Genomic DNA, 22323 nt, shown 5'->3' with positions numbered 1-22323 from the left:
CAGTTGACGGATCCTCAGGCCGCCGCGCGGAGCAGGGGCAGCTCGATACGCACATGTGCGCCCTTCCAGGGACCGTTGACGATTGCGATGCTGCCGCCATGCAACTGCGCGATCTGGCGGGCGAGGTTCAATCCAAGCCCGGCGCCGCGCGAAAGCGGGTGCAGGCGATAGAACGGCTCGAACACGTTCTTGTGCTCCTCGGCGGGGATGCCGGGCCCTTCGTCGCGCACCTCCAGGCCACCAACTTCGTCGAGCGCCACCGTGATGGTGCCGTGACCGCCGCTATGCTCGATGGCGTTGCGGATGATGTTGGCGAGAGCCTGTTCGACCTGCAGGACGTTGGCTTCGACCTCGACCTTGCCGTGCGGCGGTTCGAAGGCAAGGTCGTAGCCGGCCTCGATGGCGAGCGGCGCAAAATCGGCGGCGACGCGGCCCGCGAGTTCGGCAAGGTCGACCACCTCGCGATGGTTGGCGGGACGATCGAGCAATTGATGATCGAGCAATTGCTGGGCCAGATGCGAGAGGCGCTCGATATCCTGTCTCAGCCGCAGGCTCTGCGGTTCCTCCTTCAGCAATTCGGCCCGCGTGCGCAGAATGGCGATCGGCGTGCGTAACTCATGGGCTGCGTCTGTGAGGAAACGGTTGTGCCGGTCGAAGCCCTGGGCAAGGCGGGCCAGTGCCTGGTTGAAGGCGTGCACCAGCGGCACGATCTCCTGGGGGACGTTCTCCACCGGCAATTGCATGGCGCGCGTGCTGACATCGATGCGTGCGGCCTGGCTGGCCGTGCCGACCAGACCGGTTAGGGAGCGGCGTACCACGGCCGGCGTCGTCACCAATGTAGTGACGCCCATCACGACGATGATCGGCACCAGGAAGATGGCAAGGCCCACGATGATGCCGGGGATGACCCGTGCCCAATTGGCGCTGCCGTCCGGGTTGCGGGCCATGTCGACCTGGGCGGAAATGTTGATGATGAAGCCGTCGGCTTCGGACCGCGAGTGCAGGGTGGAGGTGACGATCTGCACCGGGCCGGCCTTGGTATCGATCTTCTGCACATAGGCTTCCGGGCGCATTTCCTGCCCGTCGTTCTTGCCGGCGAAACCGATATTGGCGTGATCGACCGCCCGCAGCAGGTCGCCGAGATCACGGTCATAGTCGGGAGGAACCGAACCCACGCGCAGGCTTTGTCCCGCCTGGTCGCGGACGATGTACCAGACATAGGGATATTCGGTGCGGAAGTCGGCCAGTTCCTTGGTATCGTTGACGATGAGCTTGCCGTCCTTGTCGCGCTCGATCGCTCCGGTAATGGCGGCAACTGCCGCCTCGTTGTCGACCATGAGCTGCGGATTGGCGACCGACAGCGCGATGATGAACAGCACGATGAAGGAGACAAGCATCGCCGCTTGCAGCAGGATCAGCCGCCGCACCAGGATCCATTGCAGGGAACGGGCCCGCCCCTGCTTCACGAGGCGGCCCGAAGCAGATAGCCGAGATTGCGGATGGCGCGGATCTCGATGCCGGCCGCAAGGTCGTCCAGCTTGCGGCGCAGGCGCGAAATATGGGCGTCGAGCGCATTCGAGCCGATTTCATCGTCAAGGGCATAGACCGCCTCTTCCAGCGTGCCGCGCATGACGGTGCGCCCTGGCCGCCGGATCAGAGTCTCCAGGACGAGGCGTTCGCGCCGCGGTAGGTCGAGGGGCTGGTCGTCGATCAACGCCTCACGATGGCGGAAATCATAGGTGAGGCGGCCGACCACCGCCTGGTCCGCCCGCAGCGTATAGGGGCGGCGGTGCAGGGCACGCAGGCGGGCGACCAGTTCCTCGGTGGCGAAGGGCTTGCCCATATAGTCGTCGGCGCCGGCATCGAGCCCCGCGACGCGGTCCTGCAGGCTGCTCATGGCGGTGAGCGCGATGACCGGAGCCTCCACATGCAGGGCGCGCAGGCGCGGAATCAAGGTGAGGCCCTCGCCATCGGGCAGGCGACGGTCGAGCACGATCGCGTCATAGGCGCCGTAGCGAGCCATCGCCTCGGCGTCCGCCAGGTTCGAGGCGTGGTCGACCACGACGTCCTGGCGTTCCAATGCCGTCTTGAGCACGGAAGCCATTTCCGGTTCGTCCTCGATCAGCAGGATACGCATGGGACCCTTTGTCCGTCTTCGGTTCGGGCCGGTCTCAACAGGGAGGCCGGACTACTCGCATTCCAGGCTTGGCTTGCGGAAATTGGTGATGAGCCAGCGCTCGCCTGCGGCGCGGGCATAGAAGGTATAGAAGCATTCCTGCCGCTCGACATAGCCGGGCGTTTCCGTGGTCTCGACATCGCTACCGCGCCGGGTCCGGCGGACTTCGCTCCTGGCGGTACCCGGCACCACGTTGGTGGAAACCTTGCGCCACTGATAGGCGCGCTGGCCAGGTCCGAGATCCAGTATGCTGGTTGGCGGTCCATAGTCCAGCATGACCGTCTCAACCGGGCCGCCGACATAGTTCTTCATGACGGCGGAAGCGCAACCCGTAAGCAGCAGAACGCCTGCAGCGAGCACGACAGGGAAGGCGCGACGAAAAGACATTGGTGATTCCAGACTATATTTGGCTCTAGAAGCCGAAGATTGCGTCGACATTACGAGGAGCCGACCGGATCCGACTTGTGGCCGGATCCGGTCGGGGACCCCAACAGCGATCACTAGAATCGGTAGTTGAGGCCCGCTTTCAAAGCGTGGCTGCCAATGTCGTCCTTGCCATGCCCGAAGGACGAACGTGTCTTCAGGCCTGGGGTGCGGACATAATTGTATTCGACCTTGAAGGAGACGGTGTCGGAGAAGGCCTGCTCGACACCGGCGCCCATCAGATAGCCGGTCTTCCAGCCGTCCCTGACACGCGCGCCGTCGGTGCCTTCGAATTTGGTGAAGGCGAAGCCGGCCGTGCCGTAGAGCAAAGTGCGATCGAGAGCGATACCGGCCCGGCCCTTCAACGCCGCACGCCATTTCTCCTTGATCTTGCCGCCCCGCACGTGGCGTTCGGCACCGCCGAGATTGGAGCCTTCGATCTCGGCGCCGATGACGGCGGGTCCAAGGCGCATGTCGTAACCTGCCTGCACGCCCAACTGGAGGCTGTTGCCCTTGGCGAAGGGGTTGGCCGACTTGGCCGATGCCGCGCCGACGTGCACGCCGACATAGGAGCCACTAAAGGACGTAGGCGGGGGCGGCGCGTAACGGGAGGAAGTATCATAATAATCTTCGGCCCAGGCAGGACCGCAGCCGGCCGCCGCAAAGGCCAGCAAGCCTGCCGCGAGGGGGGTGAGCAATTGCGTACGCACGTGTCTACTCCACTGCACGCGCTTGCGGCTGCGGGGCAATTGCCCGTGCGGACCGATGCGCGGATTGTCGGGTTTGGAGCCATGTCTCCGATGAGGGAGCGGCTCCTTTCGGGCTGTCTTTCGTCGGCGATGACGGCCTGCCGAGATCGATGCATTCTGCGATGCACCGGCATTGGCAAAAATCGCAGGGGCTCTCTAGCCAATCCATCAGATTGGCTTGGAAACAAAGAGCTAGAACATGCAGGTGTTCATGCCTGAATGCGTTTTGCTCCCGAGAAGGAAAAGGCCAACGGAGGTTTGCCTCCTGACCTGCATCGATTCGATCGCCTGAAAGACATGAATCATCATAGGGGCGAACATTGCGCCCACATTGCGCTATTAATATCTTTCAGATATTTATGTATTTTTTTAAATGAGACTATTGGTATTTACGAATGTTTCATAAATCCACTTCTTTGGCATATGTAAACTAAAGGTTATTTTGTGCTTTCCTGCGAGTTGTAAGTGAATGCCTTTGCGCCCAATGCGGTCGGCATGAGGCTGATAAGCCGGATCATGCGGGACGCGATGTGCCAATATCGCCAGGTTCGCCGGAGCCGGGTCGAGTGCGAAGAGCAGCCGGTCGAACCAGGGAAAATCGTTGGTGTCGCCAAAAGGGGAAACCAACATCGTGCCCGCTCGTCATGCGGCGACGAAAAAAGCATCAGGGGCTGTAGGGCGTAGGTGCCCTGGCCAGGACGGCGAATGGCGTCGCCGTCTACAGCCCCTGATGGAAGTCGGGGTCCACGAGCCCCTTGCATAGGTCAGATGCAGTGACACGGCCGTGAAACTCATGGTTTACCTTTGGGTGATCATTGTCATGTCCGCTTCGACGCGATGGGGCTTGCCCCGGCTTTTGTGGCGGGCGCATGATCGGCCAAACAGATTCTTTGGAGGAATGCGTGTTTCTCGGCATCGATATGGGTACCTCGTCGATCAAGGCGCTACTTGTGGATGGCGAGCAGCGTGTGGTCGCCAGCCATGACGTTGCGCTGACGGTACAGCGGCCTCATCCCGGCTTCTCGGAACAGGCGCCCCAGGCCTGGGTAGAGGCGGTGATATCAGCTGTCGATGCCCTGAAGACAACCCATCCCAAGGAGGTTGCCGCGGTTGAGGGCGTCGGTCTGTCGGGCCAGATGCATGGCGCCGTGCTGCTCGGGGCCGATCATCAGCCGCTCCGGCCGGCGATCTTGTGGAATGACGGCCGCTCGCAGGCCGAATGTGCGGAATTGGAAGCCAAATGGCCCGATCTGCGTGCTGTGACGGGCAACAAGGCGATGCCGGGTTTCACAGCGCCCAAATTGCTGTGGGTCGCCCGGCATGAGCCAGCAATCTTCGCTGCGACACGCCTCGTGCTGCTGCCCAAGGCTTATATGCGCCTGGCTCTGACCGGCGAGGCCATCGAGGAAATGTCGGATGCGGCCGGCTCGCTCTGGCTCGATGTTAACAGGCGGGACTGGTCGGATGCGGCGCTCGCCGCCACGGGCCTGTCGCGCGAGGCGATGCCGCGCCTGGTCGAGGGCTCCGAACCTGCAGGTCGCCTTAAGGCCGATCTTGCGGCGCGCTGGGGCATGGCCAAGGCCCCCCTGTTCGCCGGCGGCGCAGGGGACAATGCCGCCGGTGCGGTGGGGCTCGGTGCCATCAGGCCTGGCTCGGCCTTTCTCTCGCTCGGCACCTCGGGGGTGCTGTGGGCGACGACCGACCGCTTCCTGCCCAATCCCGCCCATGCCGTGCATGCTTTTTGCCATGCCGTGCCGAAGACATGGCACCAGATGGGCGTGATTCTATCGGCCGCCTCGAGCCTCGCCTGGATCGCCGGCGTGCTGCAGACCAAGGAGAGTGCCTTGCTGGCCCCGCTCGGCGACAAGCCGGCGGCACCGTCGCCGGTGCAGTTCCTGCCTTATCTTTCCGGCGAACGCACGCCGCATGACGATGCCGCCATCCGCGGCGCCTTCACCGGCCTCGCCCATGAGAATGGACGCGATGCCATGGTGCAGGCCGTGCTGGAAGGTGTCGCCTTTGCCTTCGCCGATTGCCGCGATGCCCTGGCGGCGGCGGGAACCGTAATTGCCGGTGCCGACGTGATCGGGGGCGGTTCGCGTTCACGCTTCTGGCTCGAAATCCTCGCCAATGTCCTTGGCTTTCCGGTCCATCGCCTGGCGGATGGTGAAACCGGCGGGGCTTTCGGTGCGGCGCGGCTGGCACGGCTGGCCGTCACCGGCGAAGACCCGCTGGCGATCTGCACACCGCCGCACCGCGTCGAGACCATCGCTCCGGATCCAACTCTCGCCGCCGCCTATGCCGAAGCCTTGGTGCGCTGGCGCGCGCTCTATCCGGCGCTGCGATCGGCGACCGGCTGAAGTGCTTTGCCGCAGGGCGAGCGCAATTTTGCCGCCTTGTGCCGTAAGCTGGTTTGGAATGGGCGCTCAATTCCGCGGCGCCGTTGGGATGGCAATTCCGTTGATGCGCACTCTGCTGCTGGCGTTCGTTCTGGTGGGCTTTTGCTTCGCTCCCGCTGCGGCGCAAAATTCTTCGTCTCCATCGCCTCCGCAGCCGGCATTGCCTGCCCCCCCGCCGCCACTGCCCAGGGCCAAGGCCCTGCCGAGCGCAGCCGACATCAAGCTCGCCGCGACCATCGTCTTTTTCTACGTGCGCAACGATCTTGCGACGGTGCCCGATGTCTTCGCCGCTCTGAAGAATTCGGAAGCGATCGCGGGCACGGGCTTGTCACGCGCGACGCTGGCCGGCTTTTTCTCGATGCTGTTTCTGCAGAACCGCGCGCGCGTGGAAGGCTGGATCGGGGCTGGCGCCGACTATCCGGCCGACAGCAAGTCGATTCTCATCTTCGCCCTGTGGCAATCGGGCAATACCGACCTGATCGCTTCTCTTTTCCATGAGGAACCCGGCTTTCTCAGGGACAAGCCCGGTAATCTCTACACTCTGGCGCCGAGCCGGCCGGTGGAGATGGATCTCAAATGGGGTGCCTTTTTCGCGACGGGCAATCCCGGCTTCCTCGCAACTTTGGTCGATGCGCTCGATCCGCGCAGGCCATTAAGTGGCAGCAACGAACTCGACAAGTCGATCCGCATCAATGCGGTGCAAGGCCTTGCCTATAATGTGCGCCAGCACGAGGTGCTGGAACGCTATCTGGTGCAGCGGGCCGGAGAGGCCTCGGGCTCCTACAAGCAAGCCCTGGATACCTTGTTGGCCAGCAGAAGCGCAGGCTTCAGGCCGGCCCCGGACCGCGACGGTGATTTTTCGGGTACCATCGCCATGCTCAAACTGCCGGATAAGCCTGCGCCCGGTGGCAGCGCCCCCGAGGCAACGGCCCTGAGCGGGGAGATGCCGCAGGCACGGCGGGGCGACACTATCGGCGTGACCATGCTGTTTTCGGGCATGGGTCTCCAGAAGGATCTCTCCGCCGATGTCAGCTATGACATCAAGGTGACAGGGCCCGATGGCTCGGTCGATCCCCGTTCGGCGCAGCAAGGTGTGACGGCGCTCAAGGACAAGGTCGGCGGCCGATTCAACCTGGTCGACAGCCGCTCGACTCTTTCCATTCATTTCGAAACGGACGATAAGCCGGGCCCCTATCGCATCGATGTCCTGCTCAAGGACAATGTCGGGGGGCGCAAGGTCGCGCTGACGCGCTCGATCGAGTTGCTCGACAAGTAAGGCAAACTCGGTCGGGGGGCTATTTTGGTAGTGTCCGGAGAGGCGGGCCCGAAGGCCCGTCGCCCGACAGAGCATTCTGCTCCGGATTTCAGTTCAAACCGAGCGTGCCGCGCAGCTTGGAAAGATCTTCCGCGAGTGTCGTGATCGGACCCTGGAGGGCCGTACGATCCTCGGGCGTCAGCTTGTCGTAGGTCTCGTAGCCATCCTTGGTCTTGTACTTGGCGAGGATCTTCTCGACGGTTTCGAAATTTGCGTGGATCTTCTGCGACAGGTCCTTGTCGGCCTTCACCGTGAGCGGGTGGAGCAACTCGACGATCTTCCGGGCGCCGTCGACATTGGCCTTGAAGTCCCACAGATCGGTGTGGCTGTAGCGATCTTCTTCACCTGTGATCTTGGTGGCACCGACTTCCTCGATCAGTGCCGCAGCGCCACCCACCATCTTCTCGGGCGGGATGGTGAGGCCGGCAATGCGCTTTTGCAGGTCCACGACATCGGCATTCAGCTTGTCGGCGAAGGAGGCGAGGCCATCGGTGCTCTTCTTTTCGAACAGGCCGTATTCAAGGCGATGGAAGCCGGTGAAGCCGTCGTCGGCTTCCTTCTTCTCATGGTCGTCGGCGCGGGAATCGATGCTGCCGTCGAGATCGGAAAAGAGTTCGGCGACCGGCTCGATCAGTTCGTAATGGACGCGGGTCGGTGCGTAGAGGGCCTGGGCCTTCTTCAGATCGCCGGCCTTGACCGCAGCCGTGAACTTGGCGGTATCCTCCACCAGCTTCTTGACGCCCCTGGAGATGAAGACCTTGTAGTCGGCCACGGGCTGAACCAGGTCCAGCGGGGAGACGGCCGGCGTGTTTGCGCTGGCGGTCGTGGCAAGGCCGATAACCGCAGCGCCCAACAGCATGCGCCATTTGAGATGTGCCATGTTTTTTCTCTCTCTCTTCAGTTCAAGGTTGAAGGATCGGTTCAGGCCGTCTCCGCCAGCAGGGACTGGCCGAGAAATGCTGTCTTGTCGGGAATGCCGGGCAGGATGAAGAAATAGCCGCCGCCGACCGGCTTGATGTATTCCTCCAGCGGCTCGCCGTTCAGGCGTTGCTGGACGGTGGCGAAACCGGCTTCCAGATCGGATTGGAAGCAGATGAAGAGCAGCCCCATGTCGAGCTGGCCCGATTTGGTGATGCCGTTGGAATAGTTGAAGGGGCGGCGCAGGATCAGGTTCTTGCGCGAATCCGGCGTGCGTGGATTGGCCAGGCGAATATGGGCGTCCAGCGGTGTGCGCTTGCCTTCCGGGTCGTCATGATAGGTAGGGATGTCGGCTTCGACCTTCATGCCGAGAGGAGCGCCATTCGGCTTGTGCCGGCCCATGATGGCTTCCTGCTCGCCGAGCGGGGTGCGGTCCCAGCGCTCGACGAAATTGCGGATGATGCGCACCACGCCATAGCTGCCGCCTTTCGCCCACGCAGGCTCGGGGGCACCTTGCTGGATCCAGACGAGGCGGTTCATCTCGGCCTCGTCCTTGTGGTCCGGATTGGCCGTGCCGTCCTTGAAGCCGAGCAGATTGCGCGGTGCCGACTGGGTTTCGCCGGCGGCACGCGGCGGCGGCACGAAGCCTTCCTGCTTCCAGCGCATCATCAGAAGATCGGGCGTGTTCTTTACGATGTCGCGTACGGCATGCAGATTGCTGTCGGCGGTGTTGGAGCAGATCTGGAGCATCAGATCGCCGTGGCACAGGTCGGCCGACAGTGCGTCGTTGGAAAATTGCGGCATCTTGATCAGCTGCCGCGGCTTCTTGTCGGCGAGCCCGAAACGCTGGTCGAACAGCGAGGCACCTACGCCCACAGTGATGGTGAGATTGTCCGGGGAGACCACAGGCCCCATCAGCCCGGAATCGGGGGGAGGAAACTTGGGATCGATTACCGGCGGCGTGCCACCCTGGGTCAGGAAGGCGATGCGATCGGTGAGGACGCGGAACAGGCGTTCGAGATCGGTGCGCGTGGTGGCGAGGATGTTGAAGGCAACCACCAGTCCCATTGGCGGTCGGTCGGTGGTGACGCCGGCCTGATGGGTCCCGAGATAGCTCACGCGGTCGCTGAGGTGGCCGGTTGAACCGGCTTCCTCGGCGGCCGCCTGCTTGCCCGGCAGGGTGGCGAGCAGAGCGCCGCCTCCGGCTGCGCCGAGGCCCAGCAGCATGGAGCGCCGGCCGGGGGAGCGTGGGGCATCAGTATCGGATTGGGGCGGATAGGGGGTCTTGTCGGTCATTGTTCCCATCCCTTCAGTCGAGGCCCAGCGTGCCGCGTAGCGTCGACAGGCTTTCGGCCAGCGTCGTCACCGGCTTTTGCAGGGCCACACGATCGTCCTGGCTCAAAGCGTCATAGGATTTGAAGCCGCCATCGGGCGTGCGGTATTTGGCGAGGATGGCATTCACGGCCGCGAAATTGTCGTCGATGCTCTTCTGGCGTGCCGCGTCGGCCTTGGTGGTCAGGGGGGCGAGCAGTTCGACGATCTTGCGGGCGCCATCGATATTGGCCTGGAAATCCCACAGATCCGTGCGGCTGTAGCGATCTTCTTCGCCGGAGATCTTGTTTGAAGCGACTTCCTCGATGAGCACGGCAGCGCCACCCACCATCTTGGAAGGCGGGATGACCAGAGTCGAAATCCGGTTCTGCAGCTCGGTGACATCGGCCTGCAATTTGTCGGCGAAGGGGGCGAGCCCCTCGGTGCTGCCCTGCTTGAACAGGCCGTATTCGAGGCGGTGGAAGCCGGTGAAAGCCGGGTCGGCCTCCAGCTTCTCGAAAAGATCGGCGCGCGCATCGATCGACTTGTCGAGGTCGGAAAACAGCTCGGCCACCGGCTCGATGCGCTCATAGGATTGGCGTGTCGGCGCATAGAGCTCGCGGGCCTTGGCGAGGTCACCAGCCTTGATGGCGTCGGTGAAGGCCTTGGTCGCGTCGACCAGGTCGTCGACCTCCAAGGTGACATAGACCTTGTATTCGGCAAGCGGGCCGATCAGCTGCGTCAGGCTCGGCTTGACTTCCTTGGGGACATTGGCGAGAGCCGTTACCTTGAGCTTGCCTCGGGGGTTGGTCAGTAGACCGCAGGCGATCTCATAGTCGCCCGGTTCGAGCCTGGTGGTCAGCTTTTGGGTGAAGCCGGGGGCGATGTTTTCGCGTTCCTCCACCACCATCACGCCTTGCAGGATCTCCCATTCCATCACCCGGTTGCTCTTGTTGGTGATAGCGAAAATGGTGCGCCCTTCGGGGACCGTCAGTTCGTTGGGTTCACAGGCCGTTGCGGTGACGGCGATGGCGACGGTGTCGCCGGCCTTGGGCCCATCGGCGCCAGGCTGCCTGGCGACCAGGAAATAGGTGCCGACGCCCACCGCCACGATGAGGGCGAGCATGCCGGCCCCGACAGCCGGATAATTGATGCGCGGGGCTGTCACGATCGTGCGGCCTTCGAATTGGATGGGGAGGGGGAGGTCGGCGCCATCAGGAAGAGAAACAGCGCCGGAATGAGATAGAGGAGATAGGCGATCACTTCGCCATGGGTCGGCGTGTCGTGATAGCCGAACAAGCCGCCGAGCACCGTGCCGAGCGCACTGTCGCCGGGCAGGATACCGGAGATGTCGAAGGCGATGCCCTGAAGATGGTTCCACAGGCCGGCTTCGTGCAGCGAGCGCACTGCGGTTGCCATCAGGCCGGCCGCCACGAAGATGATCAGGATGCTGGTCCAGCGGAAGAACAGGCGCAGATTGAGGCGCGCACCGCCATAATAGAGCGCCACGCCGAAGACAGCTGCGCAGGCAAGGCCGAGTGCGGCGCCGACCGGCGCCCCATAACCGACATTCTGCTCGAAGGTTGCCAGCAGGAAGAAGGCGGACTCCAGCCCTTCACGTGCGACCGCCAGGAAGACCATGCCGACCAGCGCGAGGCCCTGATGGTCTGATGAGGCCAGGGCGGCATCGACGGAGTGCTGCAACTCGGCCTTGATGCTGCGCGAGGCTCGCACCATCCAGAATACCATGGCGGTCAACAGGCAGACCGCGATCAGGCCGACCACGGCTTCGAACAGTTCCTGGGTGCGCTGGGGAAATTCGGCGCTGGCGGCGTGAAGCGCGACGAAGACCGAAAACGACAGGCCGACGGCCAGGATGATGCCGCACCACACCGCCGGCATCCAGGCGCTCCGCCCGGTGACACGCAGATAGCTCGCAACGATGCCGACGATCAGCGCTGCCTCGATGCCCTCCCGGAGCATGATGAGAAATGGTACGAGCATGGTGTCGTTCCTGCGCGCCCCCACAGCCGATGCAAGATTAACAATCGGCAAGCTATTACACGCGATCAATTCTGATGAACAAGGGGCTGTGACGCAGAAAGCCGTTACGGATCAAAGATAAGAGCAATTCTAAATTAGAGTTCATAGTAATTCTAAATTGTGCAACTCCTTATCTATTTTTAGAGATATTCTAAAGCGGCTAAATAATCCTGTCTTATCTGGGGTCTGCTTCAAGACGGGTGGCGGACTGGCGCGGTGAGAGGCGCTTCGAGGTGGCCGATCTCCCTGCGTGCGCGGGAGATCGCCCCGTCCGCCGCGAGCAGGCTGATCGAGCGCGCCGGGTGGCGTTTAGCGCGAATCCTTTTCGTCCGGGTGCCTGAAGGATTACCCGCGCCTTTGTGAAATGGCACTCCGAAATACGGTGACGACCCGGGCCGCAAAGCTGCGGGTGGCGATGACCGCCGCCCAGACCGGGGTGCGTTTCAGCCAGTCGAGCAGTGTCCGGCGGATCCAGTCGATCAGATTCATGAGCCAGGCGAACCAGCCTATGGTCATCAGCTTGAGTTTGCCGGCGGCATAGATGCGCTCGATCAGAAGGAAGCTGGCGAGATAGGCGACGGCCAGGATGAGAAGGCCGCGGAACAGCCGGCCTTCCCCCAAAAGCAGCAGGCCGTAGATCTTCAGCGGTTCTGCCACGGCGATGGGTACGGCCAGCAGAATGAGGATGACGAAACGCGGCAGGCCGGCGACCGCGCGCTCCCCAATTTCGACGAGGCGCAGCGCGGCGAAACGACGGATCAGCGGTCCGTAGACCGGCCGGGCCAGTTCGTCGATGATCACCAGGACTGCAAGGAGAACCTGCAGCGGCAGGAGGACGAGGCGCTTGAGCGTCATGGGCGGTGAGGGATCCTCGAATTGAGGCGGCTTTCGGAAAGTCGCATCCGCTGAATGTGAGAAGCTGCCGCGCTGTTGGCAACGCCCATTCCGCGATAATCCCGTGTGGTGTTTTACCTTTCAGGTGGCCGATGGGGGGCGAGGACATCGCCTTGGTGGCATTTCCCCTGTTTTTGCCTTATTGCGCGGGTGTAAAGAGCGAGCCCGACAGGGCGGTGTTCGGTTCGGGAGAGACGATGGAAGCGCGCGAACGTATCGGCCTGGCGGCTCTTGGAACGATCGGGCTGGTGTTGTCGGTAGGCGGTTTTGTGCTGCACAGCCCGGCTCCGCAGTCGGCCGTTGCGGAAGCTGCTATGGCGGGCGGGGAGGCGACGAATCCGCAGCCTACGCCTGTGGCAAGCCCGGCGGGCCAGGTTCCCGCGCCCGTCCCCGCGGCTCAACCCACTCCCTATGCCGATTGCCTGCGCAAGGGGATCGAGGTGAAGCTCGGCAAGATCCGCCTGCGCGTTCCCGGCCCACCGGCCTTGACGCTGGTGACAGGAGAAGGCGCGGGCGAGGAGGTCAATTTCGCCACCAAGGCCGGACTGGAAAAGGCCTGTTCGCAGCCCGAGGTGACCGCCAAGGCCTTCGTGCTCACGCTGGAAGCGATGGACAAGCCCTTCGGCATGGCAGCAAGCTGGAGGGCCGCGTTCTGCAAGGGGAGTGGGAACGGGGCTTCGTCCTTCCTGTGCGGCGGCGAGGCACGCGAAGGCGGGGCACCGCGTTCGCTCGTTACCGTTGCGCTCTACGAACCCGCCACTTTCCAGGCCGAGAGCATGTTCCAGGCGAAGGCTCCGGATCTCGACAATTTCAAGGCCTGGAAGGAGCGGCTTACCAAGGCGGGCACGCCGCCTCCCGCACAGCCGGATGGCGATTATGACATCTATCCAGGAGGGATCTGGCTCGAGCGCGATGCCAAATCGGCCGCGCCCTTCCTGGTTTCCTGCGACGTCGACGGCTTGCCCGTCACTGGCCAGCATTATTGCATCGGCACGCTCGGCCTCGCAGATGGCCTGCGGGCACGGCTGGAGTTTCGGACCATGACGCCGGAGATTGGTCGCGAGGCCGCGGCAGCGGTGGCCAATTTCAAGGCATTGCTGGCTGCCTGGCAGGTTGCGGCGCCTCAATCGCCTTACGGGCCGCCTCAGCCGAGCAAATAATTCGACATAGGGAGCATCGACCTCAACGTATCCCCTGGCCCGAAGCAGGTGAGTTCATCGATCAAAGCGGGTTCGATGACGGGGGCGATATAGTGGTCGCGCGGAAGGGGCCGGTCATCGTGACGTTTCCTGCGAGGGAGCGGCTGCTTGATAGGCGTCCCAGACGCTCCAATAGCAGCGGTCTGCCTGTATGAGGGCTGCGGCGCCGGCTTTTTCCAACCCCATGCGAGCATCGTCCTTAAGGCGCGCGAGATAGAGAAGCCGACCTTCTCCACGCAATAGTGCCTCGAATTCCGTCAAAGCGTCGAGCGCCGTGCTGTCGAGGTCCGAGCTTTCTTCCAGGCTGAGGATGACGGTGTGCGCGCCCGGCTGGTCGGCGCAAAGCTTGCGGGCCTGCGCAAAACTGCTTTCGGCATTGAAAAAGAACAAAGGCTGGCTTGGTCGTAGAATAATCACGCGCGGGTCGCGGTGGCTGTCGGGATGGCGGGCGGCATCGACGAAGTCCCGCGAGGTGTCGAGTTGGCCTAGGGAGGCGACATGGGGTGAGCCGAGGCGGCGCAGGGTGGCGACGATGGAGAGAGCGATGGCAAACAACATGCCGTTCAGCACACCAAGGCCCATCACGGCGAGGGCCGCGGCGCATGCCACATATTGATCCCGATCGATGCGCCAGAGCCGCCACAGCGGCTTCGGATCGAGGGCGTGCAGCATGGCCGAGATCACCACGGCTGCGAGCACCGGTTCCGGCAGGCGGGAGACGAGCGGGCCGGCAAGGCCGATCAGCACGGCGATGCCGACTGCGGCGACCAAGCCCGAGAGCCGGCTGACCGCGCCGGCAGCCTCGTTGGCGGAGGACGCTGAGAAGCCCGCACCGACCGGCATGCCGCGAACGAGGCCTGAAACGAGATTGGCGGTACCCAAAGTGAAGAGTTCGCGATTGGCATCGACGCTCTGTCCGTGACGCAAGGCCAGGGACCGAACCGTTCCCCATGATTCCGCGAAAAGGATGAGGGCGAGGGGAACGGCGGTTTGTACCAGCCGCGACCATTCGCGGGCGGCGAGGTCGGGTATGGCCGGCGCCTGCAAGGCAATGTCGATCCGCCCGGCGATCTGGATGCCGTGGGCTGGGAAGTCGATGGCATAGGTAGCCGCGATACCTGCCACAAGGACGATGAAGGCACCTGGCAAGACCGGGTACCGTCTCACGATGAGCAGGGTGGCCAGGGAGATCAGGCCCGTGGCGAGCCCAAGCAGGTTCCATGCGCCGATCTGGCCGAAAATTCCCACCAGAAGGTGAAACGGGTCGCCGTTGGCCTTGATCCCGAGTATCGCGGGAATCTGCTTGAGGACGATGGTTACCGCCAGCCCGAAGGCGAAGCCGCGCAGCACTGGCCGCGACACGAAACCCGACAAGGATCCCAAACGGGCAAAGCTGGCGACGAGGAAGACGAGGCCGGCAACGATCACGGCTGTGAAGGCAATGGCTTCACGTTCTCCAGCGGCCGCTGCCGGAAAGCCGGCTACCACGGCGGCCAGGATGGCGGCCGAAGATGACGTCGGAGAGGTGATCGCAAAATTGCTGCGGCCGAGCAGGCCATAGACGATCAGGCCGACGAGGGCTGCGAAGATGGCGTGCTGGGGTGGTAGGCCGGCAATCGTCGCATAGGCGACGGCTTCCGGGACCAAGAGGCCGGCCACGGACAGTCCCGCCAGAATATCTGCGCGTGCAACCGCCAAAGCTCAATCCTTTGCCGGCAAAGTTGAGCGATCATCTATTGTGGCGATCGTGGCGGGATTGTGGCGAATGGAACTGCAATATTTGATGAGCCGTCTCTCACACGCAGGCTGTGAGCCCGCCATCGACATAGAGGATGTGGCCGTTGACGAAATTGGAGGCATTGCCGGCGAGGAAGATGGCGGCACCAGCCAATTCCTCGACTTTCCCCCAACGCCCGGCCGGCGTGCGCGCCTCGACCCAGGCCGAGAAGGCGGCGTCCTGCATCAGCGCCGTGTTGAGTTCGGTTTCGATATAACCCGGACCGATGCCGTTGACCTGGATGTTGTGACGGGCGAGCTCGGCGCACAGGGCTTTGGTCATCATGCGCACGGCGCCTTTGGCCGCGACATAGGGGACGATATTGGCACGGCCGAGTTCGCTCATCACCGAACAGATGTTGATGATCTTGCCCGAACGTCGCGCGATCATGCCGCGAGCCGCTGCTTGCGCCACGAGGAAGACCCCCTCGACATTGGTGGACTGCACGTCGCGGAAGACAGCGAGCGGAAAGTCCACGAAGGGAGCCCTGCGCTGGATGCCGGCATTGTTGACCAGGATGTCGAGGCGACCATGGTGGGCCTCGATGGCGGAGATGGCCGTCTCCACGCCGGCCTGGTCGGTGACGTCGAAGGCCGCGGTTTCCATCGTCAAGCCTTCTTCGGTGAGCAGGCGGGCGGCGGCATCGAGCTTGGCCTGGTCGCGACCGTTGAGAACCACGGTCGCGCCGGCGCCGGCCAGTCCGCGCGCGATGGCCAGGCCAATTCCCTGGCTGGAGCCGGTGACGAGCGCTACCCGTCCCGTCAGGTCGAAAATATCGGTGAGCATGGCGAGCCTCCGGCCATCAAGCTATCGCGCTGGCAGGGAGGCGGCCAGGGCTTTTCATCCGACCAATAAAAAAGGCTCCGGAGCTTGCCCCGGAGCCAGACTTGGCCGGATAAAACCGGCGAAGGCTTACTTCTTGATGGCCGTGATCAGTTCGTCATAGGCCTTGCAGAGCTCGTCGGTCGGCTTGCCGCCGGCAGCCTGGGCAGCCTGGGCCTTGGTCAGCAGTTCCTGCGCCTTCTGGGCCCAGGTCTGCGCATTGGCCTGAGCCTTGGCCGGATCCTTCATGGCGTTGGTCATGGCTTCCGTCAGGTCCTTGCCCTTCTGGGTCAGGGCTTCGACCGTGCAGCTCGAACTGCCGCCACCGCAGGAGGCGAGGGCAAGAGCGAGAGAGCCAAAAGCGGCGGCGAGCAACATTTTTCTCATGGGGCTTCCTTTCCTCACCGTGGAAGGTCGGTTTTGGACCGCCCAAAACTTCGTGGTGCTGCGGCGCAGGTGAGAAATGCGCCGGCGGCGAACCCCTAGCCGGCCATCCTCATGCATGGCGTGCGTTTACGCACATATCGCCCGAATCGAAAGCCGCCCAGTCCACACGCCATAAGCGAAGCGATGAGGAGTTTCAACACAATGAGGTTGCATTTGACCCTATACTGTTCGGTAATGTGACCGTTATTCACAATGAAACGGCTAAATTTCTCCGACATGACGCACATGTCCCTAGAGAGGCTTGCTGGGTTATTTGTTTGGATCCGAGAGCTAATATTGCAATGCAGCAAGAGACGGCCGTCGCGTGGTGAAACAGATTGTGTGCGACAAAAAAATAACAACATTGCAACCTATGTGGTTGTCTTGTCCTGCTAGAATGGCCGGGTGACAGGAAGCAGTCGGGAACTTGCCAGCAAGCTTCTCGTCTATTTGAAGAAACGTGCTTGTTCGAAAGTGGTAGAACAAAGTTGGTGTGCAAAAGCGCACGGGTGCTAAGGAATATTTGATATATTCGCGGTATAGGTAGTGTTGCCGAGTGCAGTGTTAGGGTTTCCTCACGTTACATGGCCAGAGTCGATAAATATCCTCTCAAATCGCCCGTCGAAGCCAAGGAGCTTCGTCAGGTCGGCGCGCTGCCCCTGCGATTCCAGCGCGGCAAGATCGAGGTTTGCCTGGTGACCACGCGCGAAACGCGGCGTTGGACCATCCCCAAGGGATGGCCGATGAAGGATCGCAAAGACTGCCGGGCCGCCGCCATCGAGGCCGAGGAGGAAGCCGGGCTGCTGGGCAAGGTCGGCAAGGAACCGGTCGGCGAATATCTGTATTGGAAGCGCCGCGACCTGCATTTCGATCTCGTCCGCGTCTTCGTCTATCGTCTCGACGTCACCGGCCATCTGCCGGTCTGGCGGGAGATGAATGAACGCGAGGTGCGCTGGTTCTCGCCCGGGGATGCTGCTCTCCTGGTTGAGGAGCCGGGTCTGTCCGCCTTGCTGGAACAGGTTGCCAGCCCTGCATGACAGCGCGCTGCGCGGTCGTCATCCCATTGTCACATGCATGATCTAGCCCCGTCATTTCAGGCGGCTATCCCGGGGGCGGGATATCGCCTGAACTTGAAGCTATGCGGGCTTCGGGCCTCGGGTGGGGTGGCCTGAAACGCTTGGCGGAGGCGGCATGGACACTATTCAGCAGCAACATCTGCCGGGCGTCAATTTCGTGCCGGCGGCGATCGCCGGCCTGATCTGGGCCTATCGCTTTCGGGAGGGCTATGAGCCCGAGGCGATCGATCCGCGCGACGTGCCTGCAGCCCTGGCGGCGGAGGACGGTTGGCTCTGGCTGCATTTCAGCCTGACGGACCGGCTCGCTCGGGATTGGCTGTCTTCCTTCGAAAGCCTTCCCGAAGAGGTGCGGGCTTTGTTCCTGGCCAAGGACGAGCCGCTCGGCCTGCACACGATCGATCATGTCATCTTCGGTGTCATCGCCGATTTCCATAGCGAGCTGGGTGGGGAGAGCGATCATCTCGGCCGGCTGCGCTTCGCCCTCAGCGAGAGGCTGGTGATCTCGGGGCGCAGGCATCCGCTGAGGTCGGTGGAGGAGATCCATCGTGCCGTGCAGAAGGGCCTCAACCTGCCGGCGGCCGGGCGGCTGATCGAAACCATCATCGATCGCTTCTGCGATTCGGTGGCGCGCCGCGTGGCCGGGATGGCCGACGAACTCGACACCGCCGAGGACCGCGTGGTCGAGGACATGGCCGCCACCGAGCGAGTGCGCCTGATCGAAGTCCGCCGCATGACCGTGCGTGTGCACCGCCAGCTTTCCTCGCTCGCTCACGTGTTGCGCGACTGGGAAGACGAGCCGGACGAGGCGAACAAGCCGGGCATGCATATTGCCGCCGAACGCCTGGCGGACCGGTTGCAATCGCTCGACCATGATATTCTCACTTTGCAGGAGCGGGCCAAGCTGCTGCAGGACGAAGTGGGTGCCCGGCTGGCCGAAGAGACTAACCGCTCGTTGCGTGCCCTCTCGATTCTGACGGCCCTGCTGCTGCCCGGCAGCCTGGTCGCCGGCATATTCGGCATGAACACCAAGGATCTGCCCTTCCTCGAGACCGAAGGGGGCTTCTGGTTCGCGATCGTCATCGGCGCGGGGGCGACGGCATTGTTCTATTGGATTCTCAGGCGGGTCGGCGCGGGGCTACGCATCTGAAGCATCACCGCTTGCCCTTGCGAAAATGCGGTCGAGTTCCCACAATAGCGCATCCGTCTTCGAGAATGAGTCTGCCTTGTCCAGAGTTGCGGTGATGCCCTGGCGCCTGAGCGCCAATTTCCTCCCGATCCTCGCCGTATTCGTGGTGACGGCCATCAGCCTGGCGACCGGGTGGTTCGATGCTTCCGTCACCGTGTTCGCCTTCATCGTTTCGGGATGGCTGGTGTCGCTGTGCCTGCACGAGGGGGCGCATGCCCTGGCGGCCTATTGGGGCGGAGACCGGTCGGTGATGGAGAAGGGTTATCTCAGCCTCAATCCCCTGGCCTATAGCGACCCGCTGATGAGCTTCGGCCTGCCGCTGCTCTTCCTGATACTGGGGGGCATCGGCTTGCCCGGCGGTTCGGTCTATATCAACCGCACCGTACTCAAGACCAGGCATTGGGACGCCTTCGTCGCCCTGGCCGGTCCCTTGGCCAATCTCGTCTGTCTCTTCCTGCTCGGCCTGCCTTTCATGCTCGGCCTGCCGGAAACCATGGGCACGGCGCCACTCTGGGCCGGCATCGCCTTCCTGGCTGCGCTGCAGGCCTCGGCCGCCGTCCTCAATCTCCTGCCGGTTCCGGGCTTCGACGGCTTTGCGGTTATCCGGCCCTATCTGCCCTATCACATTCAGGCCCAGGCCAATGCCATCGCACCCCTGGCGACGATCGGCTTCCTGTTCCTGGTGTTCTCCACCAATGTCGGCGGGATGATCTGGAAAGCCGTTTTCGCACTGACGGGCCTGTTCGACATCTATCCCGGCTATGTCGGGCTCGGATATCAGCTGTTCCGTTTCTGGCAGTAGCACCCGCTTCCAGGGCAGGGGAGCCTGCCTTATTACGGCGGCGCCCTTGCTCCTATGCGCCCGCTCGGCTACACACCGGCCCAATCCCCTTTCCACGAAAACTCAAGCAGGCAACGATGGCCGCGTATCAATTCGTCTACCACATGCAGGGTCTGAACAAGACCTATCCAGGCGGCAAGAAGGTGCTCGACAACGTTCACCTGTCCTTCTATCCGGACGCCAAGATCGGCGTGCTCGGCGTCAACGGCTCGGGTAAGTCGACCCTGCTGCGCATCATGGCCGGCATCGACAAGGACTTCACCGGCGATGGCTGGGTGGCTGAAGGCGCGCGCGTGGGCTATCTGCCGCAGGAGCCCCAGCTCGATCCCGCCAAGACCGTGCGTGAGAACGTCATGGACGGCGTTGCCGCGAAGAAAGCGATCCTCGACCGCTACAACGAACTCGCCATGAACTATTCGGACGAGACGGCGGATGAGATGAGCCGCCTGCAGGACGAGATCGACGCCAAGAACCTGTGGGACCTCGACAGCCAGGTCGACCAGGCCATGGACGCGCTGATCTGTCCGCCCGACGACGCCGCCGTCGACAATCTCTCGGGCGGTGAGCGCCGCCGCGTGGCACTCTGCCGCCTGCTGCTGGAACAGCCCGAGCTTCTGCTGCTGGACGAACCGACCAACCATCTCGACGCCGAGACGGTGGCTTGGCTCGAAGGCCATCTGCGCAGCTATCCGGGCGCAATCCTGATCGTTACCCATGACCGCTACTTCCTCGACAACGTCACGGGCTGGATCCTCGAACTCGATCGCGGCCGCGGCATTCCCTATGAGGGCAATTATTCGACCTGGTTGTCGCAAAAGCAGAAGCGCCTGGCTCAGGAATCGAGCGAGGAAGAGAGCCGCCAGAAGGTGCTCGCCGCCGAGCAGGAATGGATCGCCGCCAGCCCGAAGGCGCGCCAGGCCAAGTCCAAGGCCCGTATCAATGCCTATGAGGACCTGCTCGCCAAGGCGAACGAGAAGGGCCCCACCACCGCCCAGATCATGATCCAGACCGGCCCGCGTTTGGGCGGCAAGGTCATCGAGGTCGAGGGCGTCTCCAAAGCGTTCGGTGATCGTCTCCTCATCGACGATCTTTCTTTCTCGCTGCCGCCCGGTGGTATCGTCGGCGTTATCGGCCCCAACGGCGCCGGCAAGACCACCCTGTTCCGCATGCTGCTCGGCCTCGAAAAGCCGGACGCCGGCACCATCGCCTTCGGCGACACGGTGCAGCCCGGCTATGTCGACCAGTCGCGCGATGCGCTCGATCCGAACAAGACCGTCTGGCAGGAAATCTCCGGCGGGAATGAGATCCTCTATCTCGGCAAGCGCGAAGTGAACTCGCGCGGCTACACCTCCGCTTTCAATTTCAAGGGCGGCGACCAGCAAAAGAAGGTCGGCGTGCTCTCCGGCGGTGAGCGCAACCGCGTGCAGCTTGCCAAGATGCTGAAGGAAGGCTCCAACGTCCTCTTCCTCGACGAACCGACCAACGACCTCGACGTGGAAACGCTGCGGGCCCTGGAAGAGGCGCTGGAGAACTATGCCGGCTGCGCCGTGATCATCTCGCATGATCGCTTCTTCCTCGACCGCCTCGCCACCCACATTCTCGCCTTCGAGGGCGACAGCCATGTCGAGTGGTTCGAGGGCAATTTCGAGGCTTACGAGGAAGACAAGAAGCGCCGCCTCGGCATCGACTCGACCATTCCCAAGCGCATCCAGTACAAGAAGTTCTCGAGGTGAGTGTGCCAGCCAGCCGCGCCGCAGAACCGGCGCGGCTGGCGCGCACCATCGGCCTCGTCCTGATTGTATTTTTCGCGGCGCAGGGCATTTCCGTGGCAATCACTACCGAAAGGGCGTCGATGGGCGCCCTTTTCTTATGCGCCTATACTCATGTGGGGATCTCGCTCTATGACGGCTTGTTCCCGCGTTGGCGCAAGGTGAGCTGGATCTTGTTCATCGTGGCTTTCCTGTGCGCGCAGATACTGGCCCTTGCCGGCTATGGGGCGCCCTGGAACAAATCCGTGCTTCGACTGAGCTCGAACTATGAAATTCCCGAGAGCGGCACTCCCTTGTGGCGCAGTGAACTGATCCAGTTTCTCGACGTTCCCTGGGAGATGCCGGTACTCGTCGCAACTGTCACTGCGGCCGTTTTTCTCGTGCTTGACCTGATCTTGATGCTCACAGGTGACGACGGAGTTGTCGGCACGCACAAGCCTTCTCCCTCCAGAATCCGTTCGTCACAGGTCTGGCAAGCCGTTCTTGTGCTGGCATTCGTCGCCATCGTCGGCGTCATTACAAAGTCGAGCCGAGGCGGCGGACATATGGGCTCTTTGTTTGCCTATCCACCGATCTCGACCGGCAACCCCCATGTGCCGCAATGGTGGCTGCTGCCCTATTATTCCTTGCTGCACGTGGGTCCGGGCAGGGTAGGCGGGGGCATCGTCGCCATCTGTGCGACGCTCGTCCTTCTCGCCATACCATGGCTGAGCACGCACCGTTGCCGGCTCAAGCCCGTTCTGCTCTGGTTCGGGACCACCTGCGTCCTATCTGCCTTGTGCTGGATAGGGCTTGGGTGGCTAGGGGGGGCCAGACCCGATGATGCCACGCTCTGGCAGGGCCGCTTTCTGACCCTTTGCTATTTCGCCGTTTTCCTCGTCGCCCTCCCGATCTTAAGCAGATGGGCGCGACGGCTGCAGGATGATCGGACGGGTGAGGTGCTGAAAACCTTCGATTGATAGCGACGGCCGTTTTTGACTTCCAGGTCATTGCGAGCGC

The 22323-nt window shown here is 62.8% G+C and carries 21 protein-coding genes; 8 read left to right on the top strand and 13 right to left on the bottom strand.

What is annotated here, in order from left to right; all coding sequences use genetic code 11:
- Nucleotides 1–14: 14 nt before the first annotated feature.
- From AB4037_RS30295 to AB4037_RS30275, 5 genes are all read right to left on the bottom strand, one after another.
- Nucleotides 15–1466, bottom strand: a complete 1452-nt coding sequence (locus tag AB4037_RS30295; protein WP_441774031.1) for a sensor histidine kinase — start codon at nucleotides 1464–1466, stop codon at nucleotides 15–17.
- Nucleotides 1463–2137 (bottom strand): response regulator transcription factor, encoded by a 675-nt coding sequence (locus AB4037_RS30290; RefSeq protein ID WP_434955692.1) that lies wholly within the window; start codon nucleotides 2135–2137, stop codon nucleotides 1463–1465. Before AB4037_RS30290 ends, AB4037_RS30295 begins: the two co-directional genes overlap by 4 nt.
- 51 nt (nucleotides 2138–2188) lie before the next feature.
- Nucleotides 2189–2563: a hypothetical protein gene (locus tag AB4037_RS30285; RefSeq protein ID WP_434955693.1), complete on the bottom strand. Its 375-nt coding sequence runs from the start codon at nucleotides 2561–2563 to the stop codon at nucleotides 2189–2191.
- A 113-nt stretch (nucleotides 2564–2676) separates the two neighbouring features.
- Nucleotides 2677–3309, bottom strand: coding sequence for an outer membrane protein (locus AB4037_RS30280; protein ID WP_441774030.1), 633 nt, complete (start codon nucleotides 3307–3309; stop codon nucleotides 2677–2679).
- 408 nt (nucleotides 3310–3717) lie between these two features.
- Nucleotides 3718–3978 carry a hypothetical protein gene (locus AB4037_RS30275; protein WP_441774029.1) on the bottom strand — a complete coding sequence of 87 codons (261 nt, stop codon included), beginning with the start codon at nucleotides 3976–3978 and terminating at the stop codon, nucleotides 3718–3720.
- Nucleotides 3979–4250: 272 nt separating this feature from the next.
- Between AB4037_RS30275 and xylB the strand changes: the two genes are divergently transcribed.
- Nucleotides 4251–5708, top strand: coding sequence for a xylulokinase (xylB, locus tag AB4037_RS30270; protein ID WP_441774028.1), 1458 nt, complete (start codon nucleotides 4251–4253; stop codon nucleotides 5706–5708).
- Between the two features lie 199 nt (nucleotides 5709–5907).
- Nucleotides 5908–7023, top strand: a complete 1116-nt coding sequence (locus AB4037_RS30265; protein ID WP_441774027.1) for a hypothetical protein — start codon at nucleotides 5908–5910, stop codon at nucleotides 7021–7023.
- 88 nt (nucleotides 7024–7111) lie between these two features.
- On the opposite strand, the gene efeO (AB4037_RS30260) is transcribed toward AB4037_RS30265, so the two are convergent.
- From efeO (AB4037_RS30260) to AB4037_RS30240, 5 genes are all read right to left on the bottom strand, one after another.
- A complete protein-coding gene (gene efeO / locus AB4037_RS30260; RefSeq protein WP_434955697.1) occupies nucleotides 7112–7942 on the bottom strand; it encodes an iron uptake system protein EfeO in 831 nt (276 codons plus the stop codon).
- 41 nt (nucleotides 7943–7983) lie between these two features.
- A complete protein-coding gene (gene efeB, locus AB4037_RS30255) occupies nucleotides 7984–9276 on the bottom strand; it encodes an iron uptake transporter deferrochelatase/peroxidase subunit (protein ID WP_441774026.1) in 1293 nt (430 codons plus the stop codon).
- A gap of 13 nt (nucleotides 9277–9289) precedes the next feature.
- Nucleotides 9290–10459, bottom strand: a complete 1170-nt coding sequence (gene efeO, locus AB4037_RS30250) for an iron uptake system protein EfeO (RefSeq protein ID WP_441774025.1) — start codon at nucleotides 10457–10459, stop codon at nucleotides 9290–9292.
- Nucleotides 10456–11295 (bottom strand): iron uptake transporter permease EfeU, encoded by an 840-nt coding sequence (efeU, locus tag AB4037_RS30245; protein WP_441774024.1) that lies wholly within the window; start codon nucleotides 11293–11295, stop codon nucleotides 10456–10458. The genes efeO (AB4037_RS30250) and efeU overlap by 4 nt, the downstream gene beginning before the upstream one ends.
- 384 nt (nucleotides 11296–11679) lie before the next feature.
- Nucleotides 11680–12189: a hypothetical protein gene (locus tag AB4037_RS30240; RefSeq protein ID WP_441774023.1), complete on the bottom strand. Its 510-nt coding sequence runs from the start codon at nucleotides 12187–12189 to the stop codon at nucleotides 11680–11682.
- A gap of 152 nt (nucleotides 12190–12341) precedes the next feature.
- On the opposite strand from AB4037_RS30240, the gene AB4037_RS30235 reads away from it, so the two are divergent.
- Nucleotides 12342–13388: a hypothetical protein gene (locus tag AB4037_RS30235; RefSeq protein WP_441774022.1), complete on the top strand. Its 1047-nt coding sequence runs from the start codon at nucleotides 12342–12344 to the stop codon at nucleotides 13386–13388.
- A 114-nt stretch (nucleotides 13389–13502) separates the two neighbouring features.
- On the opposite strand, the gene AB4037_RS30230 is transcribed toward AB4037_RS30235, so the two are convergent.
- The 3 genes from AB4037_RS30230 to AB4037_RS30220 all read right to left on the bottom strand — a co-directional run bounded on the left by AB4037_RS30230 (nucleotide 13503) and on the right by AB4037_RS30220 (nucleotide 16413).
- The gene (locus tag AB4037_RS30230) at nucleotides 13503–15125 is read right to left on the bottom strand and encodes a SulP family inorganic anion transporter (protein ID WP_441774021.1); all 1623 of its coding nucleotides are present in this window, start codon (nucleotides 15123–15125) and stop codon (nucleotides 13503–13505) included.
- 97 nt (nucleotides 15126–15222) lie between these two features.
- The gene (locus AB4037_RS30225; RefSeq protein WP_434955705.1) at nucleotides 15223–15990 is read right to left on the bottom strand and encodes an SDR family oxidoreductase; all 768 of its coding nucleotides are present in this window, start codon (nucleotides 15988–15990) and stop codon (nucleotides 15223–15225) included.
- 126 nt (nucleotides 15991–16116) lie between these two features.
- Nucleotides 16117–16413: a hypothetical protein gene (locus AB4037_RS30220; RefSeq protein WP_434955706.1), complete on the bottom strand. Its 297-nt coding sequence runs from the start codon at nucleotides 16411–16413 to the stop codon at nucleotides 16117–16119.
- 623 nt (nucleotides 16414–17036) lie between these two features.
- Here AB4037_RS30220 and AB4037_RS30215 point away from each other — a divergent pair.
- The 5 genes from AB4037_RS30215 (at nucleotide 17037) to AB4037_RS30195 (ending at nucleotide 22283) form a co-directional block, all read left to right on the top strand.
- Nucleotides 17037–17489: an NUDIX hydrolase gene (locus AB4037_RS30215; RefSeq protein WP_434955707.1), complete on the top strand. Its 453-nt coding sequence runs from the start codon at nucleotides 17037–17039 to the stop codon at nucleotides 17487–17489.
- A gap of 154 nt (nucleotides 17490–17643) precedes the next feature.
- Nucleotides 17644–18675: a transporter gene (locus tag AB4037_RS30210; RefSeq protein ID WP_434955708.1), complete on the top strand. Its 1032-nt coding sequence runs from the start codon at nucleotides 17644–17646 to the stop codon at nucleotides 18673–18675.
- 76 nt (nucleotides 18676–18751) lie between these two features.
- Nucleotides 18752–19516 carry a site-2 protease family protein gene (locus AB4037_RS30205; protein ID WP_441774020.1) on the top strand — a complete coding sequence of 255 codons (765 nt, stop codon included), beginning with the start codon at nucleotides 18752–18754 and terminating at the stop codon, nucleotides 19514–19516.
- 116 nt (nucleotides 19517–19632) lie between these two features.
- Nucleotides 19633–21288, top strand: a complete 1656-nt coding sequence (gene ettA, locus AB4037_RS30200) for an energy-dependent translational throttle protein EttA (RefSeq protein WP_434955710.1) — start codon at nucleotides 19633–19635, stop codon at nucleotides 21286–21288.
- The gene (locus AB4037_RS30195) at nucleotides 21285–22283 is read left to right on the top strand and encodes a hypothetical protein (RefSeq protein WP_441774019.1); all 999 of its coding nucleotides are present in this window, start codon (nucleotides 21285–21287) and stop codon (nucleotides 22281–22283) included. The genes ettA and AB4037_RS30195 overlap by 4 nt, the downstream gene beginning before the upstream one ends.
- Nucleotides 22284–22323 lie beyond the last annotated feature (40 nt).

The organism is Labrys sp. KB_33_2, from assembly GCF_052114505.1.
Taxonomy (GTDB): domain Bacteria; phylum Pseudomonadota; class Alphaproteobacteria; order Rhizobiales; family Labraceae; genus Labrys.
The sequence above is the reverse complement of the archived record's forward strand: the minus strand, read 5'-3'. Positions and strand labels throughout refer to the sequence as shown.

What these genes read in the sequence shown, in the direction of transcription:
- AB4037_RS30290 (WP_434955692.1), bottom strand. Translation starts at nt 2,137, where the DNA reads ATGCGTATCCTGCTGATCGAGGACGAACCGGAAATGGCTTCCGTGCTC.
- AB4037_RS30210 (WP_434955708.1), top strand. Translation starts at nt 17,644, where the DNA reads ATGGACACTATTCAGCAGCAACATCTGCCGGGCGTCAATTTCGTGCCG.
- efeU (WP_441774024.1), bottom strand. Translation starts at nt 11,295, where the DNA reads ATGCTCGTACCATTTCTCATCATGCTCCGGGAGGGCATCGAGGCAGCG.
- efeB (WP_441774026.1), bottom strand. Translation starts at nt 9,276, where the DNA reads ATGACCGACAAGACCCCCTATCCGCCCCAATCCGATACTGATGCCCCA.
- AB4037_RS30215 (WP_434955707.1), top strand. Translation starts at nt 17,037, where the DNA reads ATGGCCAGAGTCGATAAATATCCTCTCAAATCGCCCGTCGAAGCCAAG.
- AB4037_RS30225 (WP_434955705.1), bottom strand. Translation starts at nt 15,990, where the DNA reads ATGCTCACCGATATTTTCGACCTGACGGGACGGGTAGCGCTCGTCACC.
- AB4037_RS30220 (WP_434955706.1), bottom strand. Translation starts at nt 16,413, where the DNA reads ATGAGAAAAATGTTGCTCGCCGCCGCTTTTGGCTCTCTCGCTCTTGCC.
- AB4037_RS30275 (WP_441774029.1), bottom strand. Translation starts at nt 3,978, where the DNA reads ATGTTGGTTTCCCCTTTTGGCGACACCAACGATTTTCCCTGGTTCGAC.
- AB4037_RS30285 (WP_434955693.1), bottom strand. Translation starts at nt 2,563, where the DNA reads ATGTCTTTTCGTCGCGCCTTCCCTGTCGTGCTCGCTGCAGGCGTTCTG.
- AB4037_RS30240 (WP_441774023.1), bottom strand. Translation starts at nt 12,189, where the DNA reads ATGACGCTCAAGCGCCTCGTCCTCCTGCCGCTGCAGGTTCTCCTTGCA.
- ettA (WP_434955710.1), top strand. Translation starts at nt 19,633, where the DNA reads ATGGCCGCGTATCAATTCGTCTACCACATGCAGGGTCTGAACAAGACC.
- efeO (WP_434955697.1), bottom strand. Translation starts at nt 7,942, where the DNA reads ATGGCACATCTCAAATGGCGCATGCTGTTGGGCGCTGCGGTTATCGGC.